Origin of the sequence: Polycladidibacter hongkongensis, assembly GCF_001561995.1 — a bacterium.
GTDB classification, from domain to species: Bacteria; Pseudomonadota; Alphaproteobacteria; order Rhizobiales; family Stappiaceae; genus Pseudovibrio; species Pseudovibrio hongkongensis.
In genome coordinates this window covers 679,694-699,997 of the sequence record NZ_LLWC01000022.1, presented here as the reverse complement: position 1 = coordinate 699,997, position 20,304 = coordinate 679,694, and the positions used below count along the sequence as shown (strand labels likewise).

Genomic DNA, 20,304 nt, shown 5'->3' with positions numbered 1-20,304 from the left:
AAATGGAATGAGCCAGTGTGAAGCACATGGACATGTGAAGCGGTCTGAACCTTCTCTTACCAAAAACCAGCAGTTGGTGTGGGATGTTCTGCGCCATGCAAGCGCGCCGATGAGTGCCTATGCAATTCTGGATGAGGTGCGAGCCGATGGGCTGCGGGCGCCGCAGCAGGTATACCGGGCGCTGGATAAGCTGGTGGACACATCTCTCGTCCATAAGCTGGAAAGCTTGAACGCCTTTGTCGCATGCGCGCAGCCATGCTGTGCTGAGCATGAAATGGTGTGCTTTGCGATTTGTGAAGCGTGCGGCAGTGTCGACGAATTTGCTGATGATCAGATCGAGCAGCAATTTGCCGAGTGGACAAAGCGGTCAGGCTTTGTGCGGCGGCAAACGGCAGTTGAGATAAAGGGCCTGTGTAAAGGATGTGCAGCGCAGGCTTAGCTGCGCCGCATTATGTGGTTAGTATTAGCCTACAGCAGCCAAATTCGCCCGTAAATCGTGGGTGGTTGCATTATCTAGGGCCTGCTTTTGCCGCACAAGGCGGTGATGGGCAGCCCTGCGACTGACAGCTCGTTTGCGTTTATCAGCGCGTTGACGGGCATACTGACTATCAACACAAAGGCCGAGCTCATTTATCATGGCGACCAGTTGCGAGCGCGAGTAGAAGCCAAGTGCGCTTAGCAAGGCAGATACGTGGTGCTTTACCGTCGCCTCTGAGATGCCTAGGTCATGCGCAATTTGCTTATTCAGCTTGCCGCGCTTGAGATAGCCAAGGATGGTCGCTTGTCTTTTAGTAAGATTGGCGAGGCCGTTGTAGAATTCGCAGCCGAGCGCGGCGATTGTATCTGATGCTGTGACGGTCTCTGGCTGGATCCGTTCGCCATTAAGAAGGCGATCGATGGTTGTAAAATCTGCTGTCTTTGGCAGTACCGCCGTTGCGCCTTGTCCTTCAAAGAAACTGGCGAGGCCGGAGTTCTCTTCATCAAGTAGAATAAAGAGCTGTTTTGGGTTACCGGTCGCACGCAGAAGGGCAATTGTGCGTAGGCCCGGCGCCTCACTCATGCGCGGATTTACAAGAATAACTGCGTTAGTATGTTCTGCACACCAGTTTTCAAGCTCGTCATAGCTTGCGGTTTGCATGATTGTGCAGCCGGGCCACTTGCTGCGAAAGAGATGGGCCATCGCACTGGCAAAAGCCGGATGCTGATCACCAATCAGGACTGTTGGACACAGATCCCCTGAAACAGGCACGGATGCCTGTGGACTTTCTACGTACATGGTTTCTCCTCCCCAAAAACCGTGTCGTGAACTTAAACCTACGTATGACTACGTAGCTGTTGAAAAAAGTACATGCATATGGTTTTTTTGCAAGACAATTTTGGGGCGAAAATGGAACAGGGTAATTCCGATAGTTCGGGAAAGCAAAAATCCAGGCAGGAAGAAAAAAGTCGGCGGATGCGCCGCGAGATTGTCAATGCTGCCATCTCTGTGTTGCATGAGCAAGGCTATCATCGTGCATCTATTAAGAAAATTGCGGAGCGTAGTGCCTTCTCTCAGGGCGCACTGCAGCATCACTTTCCCACGAAGAACGACCTTATGCAGCATGTGTTGGAACGGCTTCTGCGAAAATCCGTAACACTGACGCAAGACTGGATTGCGGAGCAAGGGGGAGCAAATATTCAGCTTGGCGCACTTACACAGAGCTGGTGGCGCCTACAGATTCGTTCGCCAGAGTTTCTAGCCATGGTTGAGATTCTCGTGGCGTCACGGACAGAAGAAACCCTTCGGGGGCGACTGCGCCATGCCTTTGAGGACTATATGCAGCAGATCAGCGCGCTGCTTGCCCGGCATACGAACAGCGATGAGGCGGATGCAGCCGATGCTGCGATGCTTGCACGGGTGACACGCTGTATGCTGTTTGGTTTTATAACTTATGATGGGCTGTTTTTGTCGGAAGAAGAAATGGAGGCCTATGTCGCCAACTGGGCCAAATATCTGGATTTCGTTCAGATGGGACTTGCGGCATAAAAAAAGCGCAGCAAAACTGCGCTTTTGACATACTTTTATGGAGCATGTTTTAGATGAGCTGTTGCAGCTTCATCGCGAGGCCCATGTCCCCGTCAATTTTAAATTTGCCTTGCATAAACGCCATTGTCGGGTTGAGATCACCAGCCATCAACGCCTCGAGATCTTCAAGGGCGACGCCGATCGTGCAGTCTGCTGTCTTATCTTGAGTGCTGACCTGCTCGCCGTCGATTACAAGGACGCCGTCATCGCCACAGTCAAATTTAATCGTGCCTTCAATAGCCGCGGCTTCAACCTGAGGGCGAATGCTGTCGGCGATGGTTTCTAGGCTCATGTTTCCCTCCTAAACGGGGTGGCTGAATATCGCAGCTGACCCTCGAGTATTATTAACGTTTACGTTAAGGATAGGCTAGGGGATTGTGCTTGTCTTGTAAAGTCCTGCCAAAGAAGGGGTTTGCTTTTTGTTGTTGTCTCCAGTTTGGGGGGCGTGCTGGTTTGTTGACGCAAATCGGTGCCGCTGTATAACGGCCACATGACTTCGCAAGCACCCGCATTTATCTACACGCCCCCCAAAGAGCCGTTTCTAGATGTGCTTTATCATGATGCAGATTTGTTGGTGTTGAATAAGCCCAGTGGGCTGCTGAGTGTGCCCGGCAAGGCGGCGGAGCATAAGGACTGCCTTGAAACGCGGGCGCAACAACGCTTTCCAACGGCCACCACTGTGCACCGTCTGGATATGGATACCTCCGGTGTGATGATTATGGCGTTGAATAAAGCGGCGCATCGGCACCTTGGGCTGCAGTTTGAGCGACGGTATACAAAAAAGCAGTATCTGGCCCGCGTTTGGGGGCAGGTGGCACTAGAGAGTGGTGTTGTGGACCTGCCCTTGCGTTGTGATTGGCCGAACCGCCCCAAGCAGATGGTTGACCATGAGCTGGGGAAGCCTGCGCAAACACATTTCACCGTGCTTAGCCGTGATGCCCAAAGCTCTGTCATGCTGCTGAAACCGGTTACGGGGCGCTCGCACCAATTGCGGGTGCATATGCTGGAGTTGGGCCATCCGATCCTTGGTGACCGATTTTATGCTCAAGGAGAGGCTTTGGCCGCGGCAGATAGGCTACAGCTTCATGCGCATGTCTTGGAATTACGTCATCCTATTGGCGGTGCGGATTTGCGATTCGTGGCTGCGTGCCCGTTTCTAGCAGAATTTGGCTAGCGCAATCCTTTTTTAGTCTTGATCTTGTGATGTACTCTTGTTTGCGATGGTTTGCGAACTGCGGCATTGGCGCGCAACTTTGTCATGCTTGTAAGGCCATTTCACTAATTCTCCGGCAGGATGTCATAGAATTGTTTTCGAATTTTCGTTTTAGAATTGTGATATATCGGCAATTTCCCGCTCTTACATTTGTCATCTACGTGTATTAGGTTACGTGAAGTTGCGTGCCGCAATCGTTGTGAATTTTTGTAAGCCTTTGATGCTAAATAGATATATTAACGGTATCTGTTTGGTATGCATGTGAGTGCAAGAAGTAAAGGTAAGTATAAGATAAAATGCTTACGGAGCTTTTGTTTTTAGTTTTTATGAAACTAAAAGTAAAATGACTAATCTCTCATATATCTACCTGTTTTGACATAGATCATCAGGGTGTTTTCTTAATTGTACTTATATTGCTAGCAGCTAACGAGCTTAGGTCTCGGATGTTCCGAGGCTCTATGACAAATAAGTCATAAAATAGATAGTGTCTCCTATCAGATGCAGACCACATGGAGGTGGGAATGCCAGTCACGAACCTAACCGAACTTGACGCCCTGGTGGCACGGGTTACCAAAGCGCAAAAAGTCTTTGCCGAGTATACTCAAGAGCAAGTAGACAAAATTTTCCGCGCAGCTGCTTTGGCTGCTGCCGACAACCGCATTCCACTTGCACGCATGGCCGCTGAAGAAACCGGCATGGGTGTGATGGAAGATAAGGTTATTAAAAACCAGTTTGCTTCCGAGTACATCTACAACAAGTACAAGGATGAAAAGACCTGCGGTATTTTGTGCGAGGATGATAACTTCGGCACTATCACCATTGCAGAGCCAACTGGAGTGATTTGTGGCATTGTGCCTACCACCAACCCGACCTCTACCGCGATCTTTAAGGCATTGATTTCCTTGAAAACGCGTAATGGTATCATCTTCAGCCCGCACCCACGTGCAAAACGCGCAACCAACGAAGCTGCGCGCATCGTTCTGGATGCTGCGATTGCTGCTGGTGCTCCAAAGGACATTATCGGCTGGATCGATACGCCTTCTGTTGAGCTTTCCGAAGGGCTGATGAAACATGACGGCATCAACCTGATCCTAGCAACCGGTGGTCCGGGCATGGTGAAGGCTGCTTACTCCTCCGGTAAGCCCGCGATTGGTGTTGGTGCTGGTAACACACCTGTTGTTGTTGACGAGTTTGCAGATGTGAAGCGCGTTGTCGCCTCTATCTTGATGTCCAAAACATTTGATAATGGCGTGATCTGTGCTTCCGAGCAGTCTGTTATCGTTGTTGATGATGCTTATGAGCAAGTGAAAGAGCGTTTTGCCACTCACAAAGGTTACATCCTGAAGGGCAAAGAGCTTGGTCTGGTGCAGAAAGTTCTGCTCAATGATAAAGGTGCTCTGAACGCGGCGATCGTTGGCCAATCCGCTTACACCATTGCCAAGCTAGCTGGTGTGGACGTGCCTGAGGATACCAAGATCCTTATTGGTGAAGTGAGCGATGTGACTGAGGCAGAGCCTTTTGCACACGAGAAACTGTCGCCAACTCTGGCTATGTACCGTGCGAAAAACTTTGATGATGCTTGCACCAAAGCTGAAGCACTTGTCGCACTTGGTGGTATTGGTCACACCTCCGTATTCTACACCGATCAGGACCGTTGTGTTGAGCGTGTGAAAGAATTCGGCGAGCGGATGAAAACTGCCCGTATCTTGATCAACTCACCTGCTGCGCATGGCGGTATTGGTGATCTTTACAACTTCTCGCTTGCGCCATCGCTGACACTTGGCTGTGGCTCTTGGGGTGGTAACTCCATCTCCGAAAACGTTGGTCCTAAGCACTTGATCAACCGTAAGACCGTTGCGAAGAGGGCTGAAAACATGCTGTGGCACAAACTGCCTCAATCGATCTACTTCCGCCGCGGCTGTTTGCCAGTTGCTCTTGAGGATCTGAAAGGGGCAGAGCGTGCGCTGGTTGTAACCGACGGCTTCTTGTTCAAGAATGGCTATGCGGATGAGACTCTGGCAATCTTGAAAAACCTCGGCATGGAAACCGACGTCTTCTATGATGTGGAAGCTGATCCGACCTTGACGCAGGTTCGTAAAGCGGCTGATCTTTGCCATAGCTTCAAGCCAGACCTTATCATTGCCCTTGGTGGCGGTTCGCCTATGGATGCTGCGAAGATCATGTGGGTTATGTATGAGCACCCAGATGTTGACTTTGCCGACTTGGCACTGCGCTTCATGGATATCCGCAAGCGTATCTACAAGTTCCCGAAAATGGGTCAGAAGGCGAAGCTGGTTGCGATCCCAACCACGTCTGGTACCGGATCTGAGGTGACACCGTTTGCTGTGGTAACCGACGATGCGACTGGCATGAAGTACCCAATTGCTGACTATGAGTTGACACCAAACATGGCGATTGTTGACGCGAACCTCGTCATGAATATGCCAAAGTCGCTGACAGCGTTCGGTGGTATTGATGCAATCACCCACGCAACCGAAGCTTATGTCTCTGTGTTGGCAAACGAGTATTCTGACGGTCAAGCTCTGCAGGCGCTGAAGCTGCTGAAAGAGAACCTTGTCGACAGCTACAAGTTTGGTGCTGAAGCTCCTGTGGCTCGTGAGCGTGTTCACAATGGCGCGACACTGGCTGGTGTTGCTTTTGCTAATGCCTTCTTGGGTGTCTGCCACTCAATCGCGCACAAAGTGGGCGCTGCCTTCCACGTGCCGCACGGCTTGGCGAACGCTATGCTGATCTCTAATGTGATCCGCTACAACGCTAACGATAACCCAACCAAGCAGACTGCATTCTCGCAGTATGACCGCCCACATGCGAAGTGTCGCTATGCCGAAATCGCTGACCATCTTGGTCTGACTGCAGCAAATGACGACAACGACAAGAAAGTGGCCAAACTGATTGCTTGGATCGAAAGTGTCAAGAAAGAGCTGGAAATTCCAGCGGGCTTTAAGGATCTGGGTATTCCAGAGGACAAGTTCCTTGCCGAAGTTGAAACGGTTGCTGTTGAGGCGTTCGATGACCAGTGTACTGGCGCTAACCCACGCTATCCGCTGATCAGCGAGATCACTCAGTTGCTAATGGATGCTTACTATGGCCGCGAATTTGTTGAGGCGAATGTTCGTGCAACTGCAGAGGTTAAAGAAGACCCAAAAGCTGCGAAAAAAGATAAGGCTCCTGCATAAAAACGCTTAGGAGATCACCCCATCAAAACAGGCTCGGGCAGACATGCCCGGGCCTTTTTTGTAAGACAATCACACCAAAAACCGCTTGAAGTCGAAGGTGGTTGCGCTGGCTTGCCGCTCGGCGGCGGTGTAAAGAAACGCGCAAAAGAAAAAGCAGCAAGCACCGGATAGGTACGCTTGCTGCTTTTAGTTGGCGCCCCGGGAATTGGTCTGCGGGCGGGGCCTGTGGACGTCTAGTCGCTGTTTGGCTTGGAAGTTGCTAGTCCAGTGTCCGTTTGGAACGGGACAGTGCCATGAGCGAGAAGACGAATACGAAAACAAATAGAATAGCTAGTTCATTGCCAACTTGGCTTAAGTCTGCACCTTTAAGCATCACACCGCGAATGATGCGGATGAAGTGGGTGATGGGTAGGCACTCGCCGATGTATTGGGCCCAGTGAGGCATTCCTCGGAAAGGAAACATAAAACCGGAAAGCAGAATGCTGGGCAGGAGCGAGAGCACCATTAACTGCATGGCTTGCATCTGCGATTTTGCAATGGTGGAGAAAAAGTAACCCAGCAACACCAAGGAGAACACGTAGATCAAGGTGGAGAACAGGATGAGCCAGAGGGAGCCTACGAAGGGCACATCAAACAGTAACTGCCCTGCTCCTAAGATAATGGTCATCTGCACCGCGCCCAAGCATAGGTATGGGGTTACCTTTCCCAGCATAATCTCAGCGGAATTGGCGGGCATGGCTAGCAGATTTTCCATGGTTCCGCGTTCTCGTTCCCGAGTGAGTGAAAGGGCGGTCATCAGCACCATGGTGATCTGCATAATTACCCCTAAAAGCCCCGGTACAGTGTTGTACTGGCTAATGCCTTCCGGATTGTAGCGGCGATGCACGATGATTTGCAGGCGCTGTGCGCGCTGGAGGGCGATGGCCCGCTCTTCGCCATTAACCCGCGCAAGCGCTTCATTTGCCAAGTTTTTCAATGCGGAAACTGCACCGGAAGAGGCAGCGGGATCGGTGGCATCTGCTGCGACAAGGAGGGTTGGTTTGTCCTTGCGCTGAATGCGGGTTGCAATGTCGGAGGGGATGGTAACAATAAAGCTCACCTCGCCCTTTTGCATGAGATCATTTGCTTCGCTGGCAGAGACGCCAACATGGGAAAACTCGTAGTAATCCGAGACCTCAAGCGCCGTGACAATGGCGCGGGTATAGGGGTCATTCGAGGTGTAAACAAGCGCGGTTGGGAGTGAGTGCGGGTCGTTGTTGATCGCGTAGCCAAATAGAATAAGCTGTATGATCGGCAGCCCGAGTATCATCGCGAAGGTGATGCGATCACGCTTGGCTTGGATGAACTCCTTCAAGAACATTGCATAAAAGCGACTTATTGAGAAAAAATGGGTCATTGCATGTTGTCCTTACTGTCGGACATGAACTTGATAAAGACGTCTTCGAGAGTGGTTTCTCCAAGTTCAACTGTAAGGTCGTAATCAGCACAAATCTCGTCGACGGCACTCTTTAGCTTGTCTTCATTTGGTCCTACCACGTGAAGCGTTGAGCCAAAGGGGGCGACTTGATCAATGTCCGGATGATCGGCAAGTGTATGGGCGACTTTGTCGGTATCTTCGCCTTTAACCAACAAGGTGTGTAAGCCCGAGCTGGCGACCACTTCTTCTACGGTGCCTTGAGCGAGCATATTGCCATAGGCAATGTAGCTGATGCGGTGGCAGCGCTCGGCTTCGTCCATATAGTGTGTGGAGACTAGCACTGTCATGCCCTCAGCAGCCAGCACGTGGATCTCATCCCAAAACTCGCGGCGAGCTTTGGGATCTACCCCCGCGGTGGGTTCGTCCAGCAGGAGTAATTTTGGCTTGTGCATGGTGCAGGCAGCCAAGGCGAGGCGTTGCTTCCAGCCGCCAGAAAGAGAGCCTGCGAGCTGCTTGCGACGAGACGTAAGGCCAAGGCTTTCCAGCGTCTTATCTACGTAGGTATGCAGTGGTTTTAACTTGTAGAGGCGGGCTACAAACGCAAGGTTTTCCTCGATGGTCAGGTCGTCGTAGAACGAAAACTTCTGTGTCATGTAGCCCACCTCGCGCTTGATCTTCAGCTGGTCACGCATCAGATCAAGGCCAAGGACAGTGCCCTCGCCAGAATTGGCGGTGAGAAGTCCGCACATCATGCGGATACTGGTTGTTTTTCCTGAGCCGTTGGGGCCAAGAAAGCCGACGATTTCTCCGCGCCGAACTTGCATTGCAACTTGATTGACAACGGTTTTGTTGCCAAATCGCTTGGTCAAGTCGCGGACATCGATTACTAGTTCAGACTTCATATTACTGCCCCAGTTCAACATCGACGATCTGGCCGGGCTTTAAGCCCGAGGCGGTGTTTAGGGGCTGTGCCTCGACAAGGAACACAAGCTCTTGGCGGTTCTCTAACGAGTAGATCACCGGGGGAGTGAATTCCGGGCCGTCCGCCACATAACTGACTTTTGCCCTTAGATTGTCGGCACAAGACGAGCAGTTTACCTTGAGAGTAGTGCCAAGGTGCAGTTTGCTAAAGCTTGCTTCAGGGACATAGAGCGTGAGTTTGACTGCGCCCTCAGGTAAGACAGAAACAACTGGTGCGGTGGGGCTGGCAATTTCGCCACGATGGTGAATTACATCAAAGACTTTACCGTCGGCCGGGGCGTGGATTGTACGCTCCGCGAGGCGCCATTTTGTGCGTTCAAGGCGTGCTTTTGCTCTTTGTAGTGCGCTTTGTGCAGCTTTAATCTGGTCTTTTCGCGCCGGGAGTTTGGCGACTTCCAACTGTGCTTTAAGCTCAGCCAAGCGCGAGGACGCCACATCATGGTCGGTTTGAGCTTTGTCCAATGTTGCTTTGGACATTACCTCACGCTTATATAAACCGACTTGACGAGCGAGGACGCGTTCCTTTTCGGTTAGCAGTGCGGCAGCAGACGCTATGCTTGCTTCCAGCACGTTTATTTCTTCGGGGCGTTTGCCAAGCTTTAAATTGTCGAGATGGGCTTGCGCTTCATTCACAGCGGCTTCGGCTTCGACCAAGTCGATCTCGACGTCCTCTGTTTGCAGGCGGGCCATAATGTCTCCTGCCTTAACACTGTCGCCACGGCGGACATAGACCTGTGCAATCTCAGCGGCTTCTACGGGCGCCAAGCGGGCGTATTCGCCCTCTACATAACCGGTGGCAAGGGGGAGCGGTGACGAACAACTGGAAAACATTGCGGCGATGAGCGGCAGGGAGCAGACAAAAGACATAATTATTCCTCCCGTGCGGCGGCGATGCCCGCGCGCACTTTCTGCAAGAGTGTTGTTTTAATGAGTTTGCGTTGCTCTGGGCCGATCTCCTCCCAGCCAAGGGAGTTGAGCACGACGAACTGGGCAACGCGGAAGTAAAAAACTTGCCCGACATAGGACATGACTGCAATTTTCGCTTCTTCGGCAGTGGGGGAGATGCCGGTCGCTTTTGAATACATTAGAGCGGCTTGCTCAATGGATGGGCCAATGAACCCCTCAAAGATTTGCTGCATTGCGTCCGACTCGCTGCCGACTTCACGTAGGACAAAACTGACGAAGCTTGGGGCCTCTTTACTGCCCAACAGGAAATCGATCATGCGGCCAACGAAGCTGATGAGCGCTTCTTCAGCGTTTTCTTGGGAGAGGGACTGCCACGCCGCGCTGGTGGCGGGGGAGGTGTCGTTCACGTGCGTTTTTGCGAGCGACACGAAATATTCAGCGCATGCTGTGTGCAGTCCCTGCTTGCCGCCAAAGTGATAGGCAATAGACGAGATATTTGTGCTTGCAGCCTCGGCGATTTCGCGCGTTGAGGTCGCAGCATAGCCCTTGCTCCCAAACAGGCGAAGAGCAGCGTTGATCAGCGCAAGGCGTGTTTTCTGGCTGCTGCTTAGCTCTGTTGATTGGGTCTGGGTGTCTATTGGCATCTTTGGGGCTTCCCTGTTTTTGAGTTGAGGAAAGCATAAACCTAGTTCTGTTCCTGTGTCAATCAATCGATTGAATTAATTATAAAGGCTGTAAGTGTATCTGCGAATGGGTGAACGAAATTTTCTTATCGTGAAGGGCTTAGCGGAAATGCGAATCTTTTCAATAAAAAATAATTCTTTGAGCGCATAGAGCAATGCTCATGTTTTTGCTCGATCAATTTACGGCTTGGCAGTGGATAACTATATCGAGCTGAGGTCGACTTAATTTGCAGTGGTATTTCAGTAAAAATAAAGTTTCGTTCGTTGCGGCTCTTTTGGCTTCTGTAAAAAATTCGCTAGTTATTGCGGTTTTTTGGCATTTCAGAGTGAGGTTAGAGAACCAAACTAGGGGCTAACACCTCACCATTCATCGAAAGATAAGGGCTAGTACGTGTGCCCCATGTTGTGTCTGTAGTGTTTCTTCCGCTACGATAAGCGTCATGTTGGTGAAGTGGTAAAATGTTGAGAAAATTTTAAGTTGAGGCGAGCGCTGAAGGATTGAAGACCGCATTTTTGGTGAATGAAATGCGCAAATTTCAGATAAAAAATTTTCTATTTCATTGACAGTTTTCACGATCAAGACAAATACTTCACGCCATGATGATAACGAAGTCCACCCTAGCCAAGCAGGCGTACGAGGAAATTCACCGACTTATTTTGAGCGGAGAATTGCCACTTGGCGAAAAACTGCGCCCTGCTGATTTGGCGGCGCGACTGCATATTAGCCAAACGCCGGTGAAGGAAGCTTTGGCGATGCTGGAACGTGATGGGCTCGTTGAAGGGGAGGACCGGAAGGGCACTATGGTGCGCCAGTTTTCCAAACAAGACATTGAAAAGGTTTTTGAGGCGCGGATCCTTCTTGAAACAAACGCATTAAACGAAGGCTTTGCGCAATCAAGGGTGACACCCGCTTTTCATCGCACGCTTGCAGATTTTGCTGCAAATATGGAGGAGCTTGGGCAAGCGCACGGCCTTGCGAAGCTGGCGGAGTTTTTGCGCCTTGATCGCGAGATGCACGCAAAGATTGTCGGGTTGGCGCAGAACCCGTTGTTTAGTGAGTGGCATGAGGTGGTGCTGTGGCAAACGCAGACGATCATCACTTACTCGGTCGAGAATTATGATTTCGCCCGCACGGTTGCGGAGCACCGACAGTTGGTTGCCGCAATTTGCGAGGGGGAGCCAGATGCCGCGGTTGCATACTTGCGGACCCACTTGGTGGAATCACGGAATGACCTTTTGAAAAGGTCTGACGAGACGCTTCCTGTCAAACCCGGTCGGTAGGAAGTCAAGCCAAGATTGCTGCATGCAGAAAACTTGATTGCAGCGATTTAGATCGGAAACCGCCAGACCTAACTTGGGCTTTGAGGTTTGGCACTGCACCTTTTGGGTGCGCTTTTTATGCCCCCCGTTTTGGGGAAGCACGTGGAGGAAACTTATGTTTAAGCTACTTAAAACTGCCGCTATGGCTGCTACCATTGCAGCTGTTGGAGCGTTTTCTGCAAATGCAGCGCCTTTGGAAATCAAAGTTGCTTATGGCAACAACCCGGGCGAGCCATTTGATGTGGTCATGAACCACTGGGCGAAGCTTATCGATGAGCGTAGTAACGGTGAAATCCAGTTCAAACTGTATCCTAGCTCCCAGTTGGGTGCGAAGAAGGATGTGACCGAGCAGGCTCTGCTGGGTGTGCCGGTCATTACTCTGACCGATGTTGGCTTCCTTGCTGACTATGAGCCAGATCTGGGTGTGTTGTTTGGTCCATACCTGTCCGACAGCCCAGAAAAACTGTTCTCGATTTACGAGAGCGACTGGTTCAAGGAAAAGGAAGAAGCGCTGAAAGCTAAAGGTATTCATGTTGTCATGAAAAACTACCTTTACGGCGCACGTCACCTTTTGTCTAAAAAGCCGGTTCGCACGGTTGAAGACATGAAGGGTCTGAAGATCCGCACACCTAACAATATCATGCAGATCCGTGCGATTGAAGCGATGGGTGGCACAGCAACTCCAATGCCGCTTGGCGAGGTGTATACTGCATTGACGCAGGGCATTATCGACGGCGTTGAGAACCCGCTTCCTGTGCTGTATGGCGGTAAATTCCATGAGGAAGCCAAGTACCTCAGCCTGATCGGCTACCTCTTGAACACTTCCTTGATCATCGGTGGCGAAGAGTTCTTCTCTACCTTGAGTGAAGAACAGCTCGATATCATCCATTCTACCGCGCATGAAGCTGGTGTCTACAGCCAGAAAATTGCCGCAGAAGGTGATGAGGAAATCATCGAGAAGATGAAAGCTGCTGGCGTTGAAATCATCCGTCCAGAAGCTGGTCCGTTCCGTGATGCTGCTGTTAAAGTCTATGGCCAGTTCCCTGAGTGGACACCAGGCCTGTTTGATAAAATCCAAGACATGCTGAAATAAGCCTCAGTCTGGTAAAGGCGGCGCGGGAGACTGTGCCGCCTCTTTTTTCCCCCCGTAAATGAATAGGGCCTCCCAAAATGAGTTGGCTTAGAAGAATTGTTGATTGGAGCGTGTGCGCTCTATTTACAGTGCTGGTGTTGGCGACGACGTATGCTGTCTTTATGCGGTATTTCATCGGCGACCCTGTGCACTGGTCTGAAGAGGTGATGGGGCTGTTAACGGTTTGGATTGTTATGCTTGGGGCGATAGCTGCTGAGCGGGACGGTGAAAACCTTTCTATCCCTATCTTCACTGACATGATGCCGACGGTGATGCGCCGTTTGGTGGAGGTGCTTATAAAAGCCCTCTCGCTGGTTGCGCTCGTGTTTATTGCCTATCTGGCATGGAAGCTTGCTGAAAAAACCACCTATAAGATCACCCAGATCCTGCGAATTTCCTTCTGGTGGATTGATATTCCTGTGGCTGTTGGCTCGCTCGGTATGGGTGTTTACATGCTGCAATCCCTTATCACCACTGTCAAAGCCCTTGTAAAAGGAGAGGATGAATGAGCTGGTCTGTCATTATCCTCCTGATGTTGGCGCTGTTTGCGCTGAATATGCGTTTGTATCTGGGTATTATGGTTGCTGTGCTGGCGTACTTTTTGTTGTTTAGCGAGTTACCGCATCAGATTGCGATCCAACGCTTTATAACTGCAACGCAAAACACTTCGCTGTTGGCGATCCCGTTTTTTATCTTGCTTGGCACTTTGCTGGCCCACTCTGGAATTGCAGAGCGTGTGGTTGATCTGGCGCAGTTGCTTGTGGGGCGTATTCGGGGCGGCCTTGCCTTGACCAACATTATGGTCAGCACGCTGATGGGCGGCCTTTCTGCCTCTAACCTTGCAGACAGCGCTATGCTGGCGCGCATGATGGTACCGGAGATGGAAAAGAACGGTTATAGCCGTCCGTTTTCTGCTGCGGTTACTGCAGCAGGTGCGTTGATCACGCCAATTATTCCCCCCGGAATTGCGCTGATTATTTTCTCGCTCATGGCGGATGTGTCAGTTGGCAAGATGTTTATGGCCGGTATTGTGCCGGGCATACTCTGCGCTGTTTTGCTGATGACAACAGTCTACGTGGTTTCGGTGCGCCGTGGCTACAAGCCAACGCGTATGGCAAAGCCGACTGCGAAGGAAAGTGTGGTCACCTTGCTGCGGGCATGGCCAGCAATCTTCCTTGTTGGTGTGGTGATTGGTGGTGTTCGTGCAGGTATCTTCACGCCAACAGAAGCGGGTGCAGCGGCGGTGTTGATCGTGGTGGCCATCGGCATGTTTGTGTATCGGCGGATGTCACCGAAGAATGTACTGGATTCCTTGATCGAAACTGGAAAATCCACCTCGGCAGTGATGCTGGTGATTATGGCGAGTTCGGCATTGGCATGGGTGTTCTCGCTAGAGCAGGCCGGCCCTGCATTTGCTGAGATGATCACCGGATTTACAGAGAACAAGTATCTGTTCTTGCTCACGCTCAATATTGCATTGCTGTTTTTCGGTATGCTCATTGAGGGTACGGCGATTTTGATCGTGCTTGTGCCACTGTTGCTGCCAACGATTAAGGCCTTTGGTATAGATCCGTATCACTTTGGTATTGTTATGGTGCTCAACCTGTCTATCGGTACACTCACTCCCCCCGTTGGTACTGTGATGCTGGTTGTTTGCAATATCACCAAGACGAGTGTTGCGGCGTTCTCACGCGAGGCGTTGGCGCTCTACGGTGCGCTCTTGTTTGCTTTGGCTTTGATTGTGCTGGTGCCGGAAATCACACTGGCCTTGGTGCACTGAGTTAGCCACACTTTTAAAGAAAAGGAGAGGCGGCGCTGTTGCTTTGACAGCGCCGCCTTTTGTTGTTGATCGTCGTGTTGCGACGAGACAAAGCCATAGCAAGGCTGTGTATGCGTTGGGACGCCTGCGCAGAAAAGAAAGGGCGCTCCTGCATTTGCAAGAGCGCCCTTTCTTGGATGCTTGAATGGACCTGCGCTTCATAAAAGCGCAGGTGCCGCTAACTTATAGCTTGCCTTCGTATTCGCTCAGGTGCGTTTTGCGCTCCACATAAAGCCCGGTCACCAAGGAGTAACAGGCGAGCAACAACACGATTGCGAATGGGAAGCCGGTTGACACCGAGACAGCTTGCAAAGCGGTCAAGCCGCCGCCAAGCAGCAGGGCGATGGCGGCCAGCGCGCCAATGATCACCCAGAATACCCGCTGCGGTGTTGGTGTGTTTACCTTGCCGCCTGCTGTCATGGTATCAATGACCAGAGAGCCAGAGTCCGAGGAGGTGACAAAGAAGATCACCACCAAGAAGATGCCGGTAATCGAGGTGAACAGGGTCAACGGCAGTTCCGCCAACATGCTGAACAGTTTCAGTTCAAGTGCGGCGTCTTTTATGGAGCTCACACCTTCATGCACAACCAGCGTGATTGCGGTTTCGCCAAAAGTGGTCATCCAGATGATGGAAACCAGCGATGGAATGAGCAGCACGCAGGTAATGAATTCACGCACGGTGCGGCCACGGCTGATGCGGGCAATAAACATGCCGACAAAAGGTGACCAGGAAATCCACCAGGCCCAGTAGAAGGAGGTCCAGCCTTCCATGAAGTTCGTATCTGTGCGTCCGATCGGGTTCGACAGGGCGGGCAGGTATTCAACATAGGCCAGCAGGTTGTTGAAGAAGCCTGAAACCACAAGAGCTGTAGGGCCTGCAATGAGCACAAATAGCAGCAGAACAGCGGCTGCAACCATATTGATTTCTGAGAGCAGCTTTACCCCTGCATCAAGGCCGGCGACAACGGAAGCCAGCGCGATGGAGGTGATGGCGATAATCAGAATAACGCGTGAGGTGTTGGTGACCTCGATGCCGAAAAGATAGTTCAGGCCAGCGTTTGCTTGCTCTGCACCAATGCCTAAGGACGTTGCTAGGCCAGACATAGTGGCAAAGACAGCAAGAATATCGATCAGGTGCCCGGGCCAGCCCCAGATGCGTTCGCCAAAGATTGGATAGAATACCGAGCGGATGGTGAGCGGAAGGCCTTTGTTGTAAGCGAACAGCGCCAATGACAACCCAACAATCGCATAAACTGCCCATGGGTGGAGGCCCCAGTGGAAGATGGTTGCGGCCATGCCAAGGCGCATTGCCTCTGCTTCATTGCCAGCTGCGCCGCCAAGCGGTGCCCAATCAGACCCCGAGAACGAGGTTGAGAAGTGGGAGATTGGCTCAGATACACCGTAGAAAACGAGGCCGATGCCCATACCAGCGGCAAAAAGCATCGCAAACCATGAAAGGTAGGAGTAATCTGCGCTGGCATTAGCGCCGCCGATGCGCACGCGGCCAAGCGGTGAGAGCACAATGCCTAAACATACCAGAACAAAGATATTGCCTGCGGTTAGGAAAAAGCCGGCGAAATTGCTCGTGAGGAAGGAGCGAAGGTCCCCGAATATCGGGCCTAAACTGTCGTGAAATGCGAGGGTAATCGCAACAAACGCAACTAGAAGAGCGCCGGAGATCGCGAATACCGGATTATGAATATCCAGCTCTACCCGGCCAATTTGTGGGTTGATGTTGTCCTGACCAATTTCATAGTCAGTGTCAATCACTGCCGTCGGGCCTTCCGGGGCAGGGATAGCTTCTACATCAGAGGAATTCGTCATTGGTTACCTGTTTGTGTTCATAGCATGAGGCCATACATGACCCCAGCAGACGCGTACACAATCCACGCTTTAAAGCGCGGTCGGCCTGCAAGATGCAGGCACTGCCAAGACAGATAGAAGGCATAAAGCCGGTGCTCCTTAACACAAGAGGCACCCAAATTGCGCCCCAGTAAGGACCAGAGCAAACGCCTACCTTAATTGGGAGAGTGTTCTCCCGTTAACTCGGCTCGTATGTGCAGCAGAAGGCCTGCTTCATTCGAGTAGCGATTTCTCGCCTATAAGCGCAAGGGCTGCGCTTGCGAGATACCTAACTAAAAATAACTGAATGGTCAAGCTTTTGGCAATATTAATTCAATAATCGTTTATGCCGAAGCATCGGCTAACCAGGGTGGGTGGCTATTTGTGGTGTGTTATTTGATCTAAAATATGTACTTGTTTTGAATAATTTAATTTCACAGATGCTTCCGTTTGTAAGGAAACTACACGTTAATTTTGACGGATCGCTTGCGGTTTCAAGTAAAACATAAATGATGAAGAAATCTACGTATAAATGTGTTGGAAGTATTTTTGCGATACTTTGTTTTGTCGCTAATATTAACAAGGGAGGTGCGGGTGCGCGCAGTTATGTTCGGTGCTGGCGGGGCGATTGGAAATGCTCTTGCCCATGAACTGGCTGCACGCCACGAGGCGGTCGAGCTGGTGCTGTTCAATCGGCGCCCAGTCGCTGCGAAGGTCGCGGGGCAATCAGTGAGACAATTGGATATGCAGGATGAGCGTAAACTTGCCTTGGCCGCGCAAGAGCTTCAAACTGTTGGAGAGGTTGATTTTCTAATCATTGCGGTTGGTGCATTACACGGCGTGGCGGGCCAGCCTGAAAAAGCACTTGCAGAATTAAGCGCCGAGAAACTGAAATGGATCTACGAAGCAAACATGGTCGTGCCTGCGTTGTTAATGAAACACTTTGCGCCCCTCCTGCCGAGGGAAAGGCGCGGTGTGATCGCCGCATTGTCCGCTAGAATTGGGAGTATCAGTGATAATCAACTTGGCGGTTGGTACAGCTATCGTTGTGCTAAAGCGGCGCTTAACATGTTCATCCGCTGTGCGGCGATTGAACTTCGACGCAAACACAAGTCCAGTATTGTAGTAGGGCTTCATCCGGGCACTGTGGCGAGCGCGCTATCTGCCCCCTTTCAACAACGTATAGCACCGGAGATGGTATTTGCGCCTGCTCAAAGTGCGAAGAAGCTGGTTGAGGTATTGGAGCATTTAGAGCCTGCGGATAGTGGATGTTGCTTTGCGTATGATGGTAAAGTGATCGCTCCGTAGTGGTGTCGTAAAATTTGTCGGGAGGCCCCATGCTGGCAGTTGTTTGTTTTGGAGAAGAAGGTGGTGTGGATACGTTGCTAAAGCAGTGTGTCGAGCAGCTGCAACAAGATGGCCTCGTATTACACGGTGTACTACAGGAAGAAGGCGTGGCCACAGAATGCTGCGGACCGATGTCCTTACGGCAGATCCGCAGCGGCGAAGCTCGGCAGATTTTTCAGGAGCTTGGCGCAGGCTCGCGGGGATGCCGGTTGGATTTCGGTGCGTTGGCGGCGGTTTGCGCGCAGCTGGAAGCGGGTTTTGATGGGACAGAGGACCTCGTCATTCTCAACCGCTTTGGCAAGAGCGAGAGTGAGGGCGGCGGGCTACGCAGTGTTATCGAGATTGCAATTGCGCAGGAAACCCCGGTGTTGATCGGGGTTAAAGAGACTTACCGTGATGCCTTTTTAGAATATGCGGGTGAATTTGGTGAGGTCTTAGCAAATGATGTGAGTGCTGTGCTGGCTTGGTGCAGTGCAATGCGGGCAAAGAAAGCGGCCTAATTCAAGTCGGGGCGAGCGCCAAAAACAACAATACCCGCCGTTTCAGGCGGGTATGTGATTTTTGGATTTTCAGTCTGCCCGTTATGCAAGCTTAGTAAACATCGCGCAAGTAGCGCTTTTCTTTCTTTAGCTTGTTAACGTAATCCTTAGCGCCGTCTTCGCTGAGGTTCGCCTCTTTGGCGATGACACTGTGCAGGGCTTTGTCAACATCTTTGGCCATGCGGCTGGCATCACCACAGACATAGAAATGACCGCCTTCTGCCAGAGCTGCGAACAGTTCCTTGGAGTTTTCCATCATGCGGGTCTGAACATAGATTTTCTCGGCCTGATCGCGCGAGAACGCCAGATCAAGGCGGGACAGCACGCCGTTTTGCTGCATAGTTTCGATTTCATCTTGGTAGATATAGTCGCTAGCGGCATGTTGATCGCCAAAGAACAGCCAGTTCATACCCTTGGCACCAATTGCCTGACGCTCTTGCAAGAAGGCGCGGAACGGAGCAATTCCGGTTCCCGGGCCAACCATGATCATTGGCACATCGTTATTTTGTGGTACGCGGAACGATTTGTTTGGTGCCACAAAGATTTTTGCTGTGCCGTTCTCGATTACACGATCAGCTAAGAACGAGGAGGCAACACCACCATGCTTACGGCCATGGCTTTCATAGCGTACGGTCGCAATGGTAAGGTGTACGCTGTCAGTCGCGAACTTCGAGCTGGAAGAGATCGAGTAAGCGCGGTGCTGCAATGGCTTGAGTAGGCCGGTGATTTCATCCAGCGAGAACTCCACTTGCGGGTAAAGCAACAGCAGATCCAGGGCGTCCTTGGACCAGAGGAAGTTCTCCATGGCTTCTTTGTCGCCGTGCTCAACGATATGGGAAAGGTGATCGTCGCCTGCTTTCGCAGCAACTGCTTTTACAAAATCGTTCGAGGGAGTGGAGATTTCGAAGTGGCTGAACAACAGCTCACCCAATGGGCGGTCGTGGCCGTTGACGCTTGTCTCCAGGGATATGCCAAGGCGCTTGCCCCAATCTTCGACCAGTTGTGGATCGTTGGTTGGAATAACACCAAGTGCATCACCGGCTTCATAGGTAGGCGCGCCGTCGCCGAGGCCAATTTCGTAATGACGAATTTCCTTGGCCGAGCCTTCACCAGAGAGCAGGCGGTTCACAGTCACCGGTGCATCGTACGGGTTCTTGCGGGACCATTTGGATTTCTCAGGTTTCTTGGCAGCGCTAGCAGCAACAGGAGCAGCGCTCCCGCTCGTGCCTTTTAGCTCGGCCAGTTTTTCCAGTACGCCATTTGTCCATTCTTCAGCCGGGGCTTCAAAATCAACATCACAGTCTTTGCGCGGGTAGAGGCGTTTTGCACCCAGCTGCTCCAAGCGCAGATCCATCTGCTTACCGGCTTCACAGAAGCCATCGTAACCGGTGTCGCCAAGTGCCAGTACGGCAAAGCGCATGGCTTCAACGCGTGGGGCGTCGGTGGCTTTAAGGGCATCCCAGAACAGTTGGGCGTTGTCTGGCATTTCGCCTTCACCGTATGTAGAGATGACAATGAGCACCTGCTCCATGGCTGCAAAGTCTTCTAGGGCGATGTCATCCAGACATGCCACGGTCGGGCTCATACCGGCAGCAGTGAGGGCCTCGCCAATTTCTTCGGCCACCATTTCAGAGTTGCCGGTTTGCGTGCCGTATAAAACATTGACGCTCAGCGCAGCAGTGCCTTCTTGGGCGGCATCATCGTTGACAGCCATTTGGGTGTGAAGTCCGGCAAAAAAGCCTGCAAGCCAATTTTTCTGCTCAGGTGAAAACGGAGCGTTTTCTGGAATAAAGGGAAGTTTCATAGGTCGTTACCGTGTCTCGATCTGTCTTGAAGGATGGGT

At 51.6% G+C, this 20,304-nt stretch carries 18 protein-coding genes; 10 read left to right on the top strand and 8 right to left on the bottom strand.

Annotated features, from left to right (window positions below; genetic code table 11):
* Nucleotides 1-7 precede the first annotated feature (7 nt).
* Nucleotides 8-439 (top strand): Fur family transcriptional regulator, encoded by a 432-nt coding sequence (locus AYK82_RS11295; RefSeq protein ID WP_068315454.1) that lies wholly within the window; start codon nucleotides 8-10, stop codon nucleotides 437-439.
* Nucleotides 440-463: 24 nt separating this feature from the next.
* On the opposite strand, the gene AYK82_RS11290 is transcribed toward AYK82_RS11295, so the two are convergent.
* Entirely contained in the window at nucleotides 464-1,276 is an 813-nt protein-coding gene (locus tag AYK82_RS11290; RefSeq protein WP_068315451.1) for a response regulator transcription factor, read from the bottom strand.
* Between the two features lie 111 nt (nucleotides 1,277-1,387).
* On the opposite strand from AYK82_RS11290, the gene AYK82_RS11285 reads away from it, so the two are divergent.
* Nucleotides 1,388-2,026, top strand: coding sequence for a TetR/AcrR family transcriptional regulator (locus tag AYK82_RS11285; protein WP_068315762.1), 639 nt, complete (start codon nucleotides 1,388-1,390; stop codon nucleotides 2,024-2,026).
* Nucleotides 2,027-2,075: 49 nt separating this feature from the next.
* On the opposite strand, the gene AYK82_RS11280 is transcribed toward AYK82_RS11285, so the two are convergent.
* Entirely contained in the window at nucleotides 2,076-2,357 is a 282-nt protein-coding gene (locus AYK82_RS11280) for an SCP2 sterol-binding domain-containing protein (protein WP_068315449.1), read from the bottom strand.
* A 198-nt stretch (nucleotides 2,358-2,555) separates the two neighbouring features.
* On the opposite strand from AYK82_RS11280, the gene rluA reads away from it, so the two are divergent.
* Both rluA and adhE read left to right on the top strand, forming a co-directional pair.
* On the top strand, nucleotides 2,556-3,239 hold the full coding sequence (gene rluA / locus AYK82_RS11275) for a bifunctional tRNA pseudouridine(32) synthase/23S rRNA pseudouridine(746) synthase RluA (protein ID WP_068315446.1): 684 nt from the start codon (nucleotides 2,556-2,558) through the stop codon (nucleotides 3,237-3,239).
* A gap of 560 nt (nucleotides 3,240-3,799) precedes the next feature.
* Nucleotides 3,800-6,475, top strand: coding sequence for a bifunctional acetaldehyde-CoA/alcohol dehydrogenase (adhE, locus tag AYK82_RS11270; RefSeq protein ID WP_068315443.1), 2,676 nt, complete (start codon nucleotides 3,800-3,802; stop codon nucleotides 6,473-6,475).
* A 259-nt stretch (nucleotides 6,476-6,734) separates the two neighbouring features.
* Here adhE and AYK82_RS11265 read toward each other — a convergent pair whose 3' ends face one another.
* Genes AYK82_RS11265 through AYK82_RS11250 form a run of 4 tightly spaced genes read right to left on the bottom strand, consistent with a single transcriptional unit; the run spans nucleotide 6,735 to nucleotide 10,423 of the window.
* On the bottom strand, nucleotides 6,735-7,871 hold the full coding sequence (locus tag AYK82_RS11265) for an ABC transporter permease (RefSeq protein WP_068315440.1): 1,137 nt from the start codon (nucleotides 7,869-7,871) through the stop codon (nucleotides 6,735-6,737).
* Nucleotides 7,868-8,794, bottom strand: a complete 927-nt coding sequence (locus AYK82_RS11260) for an ABC transporter ATP-binding protein (protein ID WP_068315437.1) — start codon at nucleotides 8,792-8,794, stop codon at nucleotides 7,868-7,870. The genes AYK82_RS11265 and AYK82_RS11260 overlap by 4 nt, the downstream gene beginning before the upstream one ends.
* Nucleotide 8,795: 1 nt before the next feature.
* Nucleotides 8,796-9,740 (bottom strand): HlyD family secretion protein, encoded by a 945-nt coding sequence (locus AYK82_RS11255; protein ID WP_068315434.1) that lies wholly within the window; start codon nucleotides 9,738-9,740, stop codon nucleotides 8,796-8,798.
* Between the two features lie 2 nt (nucleotides 9,741-9,742).
* Nucleotides 9,743-10,423 carry a CerR family C-terminal domain-containing protein gene (locus tag AYK82_RS11250; protein ID WP_068315431.1) on the bottom strand — a complete coding sequence of 227 codons (681 nt, stop codon included), beginning with the start codon at nucleotides 10,421-10,423 and terminating at the stop codon, nucleotides 9,743-9,745.
* A 636-nt stretch (nucleotides 10,424-11,059) separates the two neighbouring features.
* Between AYK82_RS11250 and AYK82_RS11245 the strand changes: the two genes are divergently transcribed.
* The 4 genes from AYK82_RS11245 (at nucleotide 11,060) to AYK82_RS11230 (ending at nucleotide 14,694) form a co-directional block, all read left to right on the top strand.
* Entirely contained in the window at nucleotides 11,060-11,743 is a 684-nt protein-coding gene (locus AYK82_RS11245; protein WP_068315429.1) for a GntR family transcriptional regulator, read from the top strand.
* 154 nt (nucleotides 11,744-11,897) lie between these two features.
* Nucleotides 11,898-12,875 carry a C4-dicarboxylate TRAP transporter substrate-binding protein gene (locus AYK82_RS11240; RefSeq protein WP_068315427.1) on the top strand — a complete coding sequence of 326 codons (978 nt, stop codon included), beginning with the start codon at nucleotides 11,898-11,900 and terminating at the stop codon, nucleotides 12,873-12,875.
* Between the two features lie 77 nt (nucleotides 12,876-12,952).
* Nucleotides 12,953-13,423: a TRAP transporter small permease gene (locus tag AYK82_RS11235; protein ID WP_082733868.1), complete on the top strand. Its 471-nt coding sequence runs from the start codon at nucleotides 12,953-12,955 to the stop codon at nucleotides 13,421-13,423.
* Nucleotides 13,420-14,694, top strand: coding sequence for a TRAP transporter large permease (locus AYK82_RS11230; protein ID WP_068315422.1), 1,275 nt, complete (start codon nucleotides 13,420-13,422; stop codon nucleotides 14,692-14,694). The genes AYK82_RS11235 and AYK82_RS11230 overlap by 4 nt, the downstream gene beginning before the upstream one ends.
* 222 nt (nucleotides 14,695-14,916) lie before the next feature.
* Here the strand turns inward: AYK82_RS11230 and AYK82_RS11225 are convergent, their stop codons facing one another.
* Nucleotides 14,917-16,557 carry a BCCT family transporter gene (locus tag AYK82_RS11225; protein ID WP_068315419.1) on the bottom strand — a complete coding sequence of 547 codons (1,641 nt, stop codon included), beginning with the start codon at nucleotides 16,555-16,557 and terminating at the stop codon, nucleotides 14,917-14,919.
* Between the two features lie 612 nt (nucleotides 16,558-17,169).
* Between AYK82_RS11225 and AYK82_RS11220 the strand changes: the two genes are divergently transcribed.
* Nucleotides 17,170-17,883 (top strand): SDR family NAD(P)-dependent oxidoreductase, encoded by a 714-nt coding sequence (locus AYK82_RS11220; protein ID WP_208976464.1) that lies wholly within the window; start codon nucleotides 17,170-17,172, stop codon nucleotides 17,881-17,883.
* A 29-nt stretch (nucleotides 17,884-17,912) separates the two neighbouring features.
* Nucleotides 17,913-18,422: a DUF2478 domain-containing protein gene (locus AYK82_RS11215; protein ID WP_068315416.1), complete on the top strand. Its 510-nt coding sequence runs from the start codon at nucleotides 17,913-17,915 to the stop codon at nucleotides 18,420-18,422.
* A gap of 91 nt (nucleotides 18,423-18,513) precedes the next feature.
* On the opposite strand, the gene AYK82_RS11210 is transcribed toward AYK82_RS11215, so the two are convergent.
* A complete protein-coding gene (locus AYK82_RS11210; protein WP_068315413.1) occupies nucleotides 18,514-20,265 on the bottom strand; it encodes a diflavin oxidoreductase in 1,752 nt (583 codons plus the stop codon).
* Nucleotides 20,266-20,304: the final 39 nt, after the last annotated feature.

Excerpts from the sequence above, each read along its gene's own strand:
- AYK82_RS11230 (WP_068315422.1), top strand. The coding sequence starts at position 13,420 with ATGAGCTGGTCTGTCATTATCCTCCTGATGTTGGCGCTGTTTGCGCTG.
- AYK82_RS11235 (WP_082733868.1), top strand. The coding sequence starts at position 12,953 with ATGAGTTGGCTTAGAAGAATTGTTGATTGGAGCGTGTGCGCTCTATTT.
- AYK82_RS11265 (WP_068315440.1), bottom strand. The coding sequence starts at position 7,871 with ATGACCCATTTTTTCTCAATAAGTCGCTTTTATGCAATGTTCTTGAAG.
- AYK82_RS11245 (WP_068315429.1), top strand. The coding sequence starts at position 11,060 with ATGATGATAACGAAGTCCACCCTAGCCAAGCAGGCGTACGAGGAAATT.
- AYK82_RS11295 (WP_068315454.1), top strand. The coding sequence starts at position 8 with ATGAGCCAGTGTGAAGCACATGGACATGTGAAGCGGTCTGAACCTTCT.
- AYK82_RS11255 (WP_068315434.1), bottom strand. The coding sequence starts at position 9,740 with ATGTCTTTTGTCTGCTCCCTGCCGCTCATCGCCGCAATGTTTTCCAGT.
- AYK82_RS11260 (WP_068315437.1), bottom strand. The coding sequence starts at position 8,794 with ATGAAGTCTGAACTAGTAATCGATGTCCGCGACTTGACCAAGCGATTT.
- AYK82_RS11250 (WP_068315431.1), bottom strand. The coding sequence starts at position 10,423 with ATGCCAATAGACACCCAGACCCAATCAACAGAGCTAAGCAGCAGCCAG.
- AYK82_RS11210 (WP_068315413.1), bottom strand. The coding sequence starts at position 20,265 with ATGAAACTTCCCTTTATTCCAGAAAACGCTCCGTTTTCACCTGAGCAG.
- AYK82_RS11280 (WP_068315449.1), bottom strand. The coding sequence starts at position 2,357 with ATGAGCCTAGAAACCATCGCCGACAGCATTCGCCCTCAGGTTGAAGCC.
- AYK82_RS11225 (WP_068315419.1), bottom strand. The coding sequence starts at position 16,557 with ATGACGAATTCCTCTGATGTAGAAGCTATCCCTGCCCCGGAAGGCCCG.
- AYK82_RS11240 (WP_068315427.1), top strand. The coding sequence starts at position 11,898 with ATGTTTAAGCTACTTAAAACTGCCGCTATGGCTGCTACCATTGCAGCT.
- rluA (WP_068315446.1), top strand. The coding sequence starts at position 2,556 with ATGACTTCGCAAGCACCCGCATTTATCTACACGCCCCCCAAAGAGCCG.
- AYK82_RS11290 (WP_068315451.1), bottom strand. The coding sequence starts at position 1,276 with ATGTACGTAGAAAGTCCACAGGCATCCGTGCCTGTTTCAGGGGATCTG.
- adhE (WP_068315443.1), top strand. The coding sequence starts at position 3,800 with ATGCCAGTCACGAACCTAACCGAACTTGACGCCCTGGTGGCACGGGTT.
- AYK82_RS11285 (WP_068315762.1), top strand. The coding sequence starts at position 1,388 with ATGGAACAGGGTAATTCCGATAGTTCGGGAAAGCAAAAATCCAGGCAG.
- AYK82_RS11215 (WP_068315416.1), top strand. The coding sequence starts at position 17,913 with ATGCTGGCAGTTGTTTGTTTTGGAGAAGAAGGTGGTGTGGATACGTTG.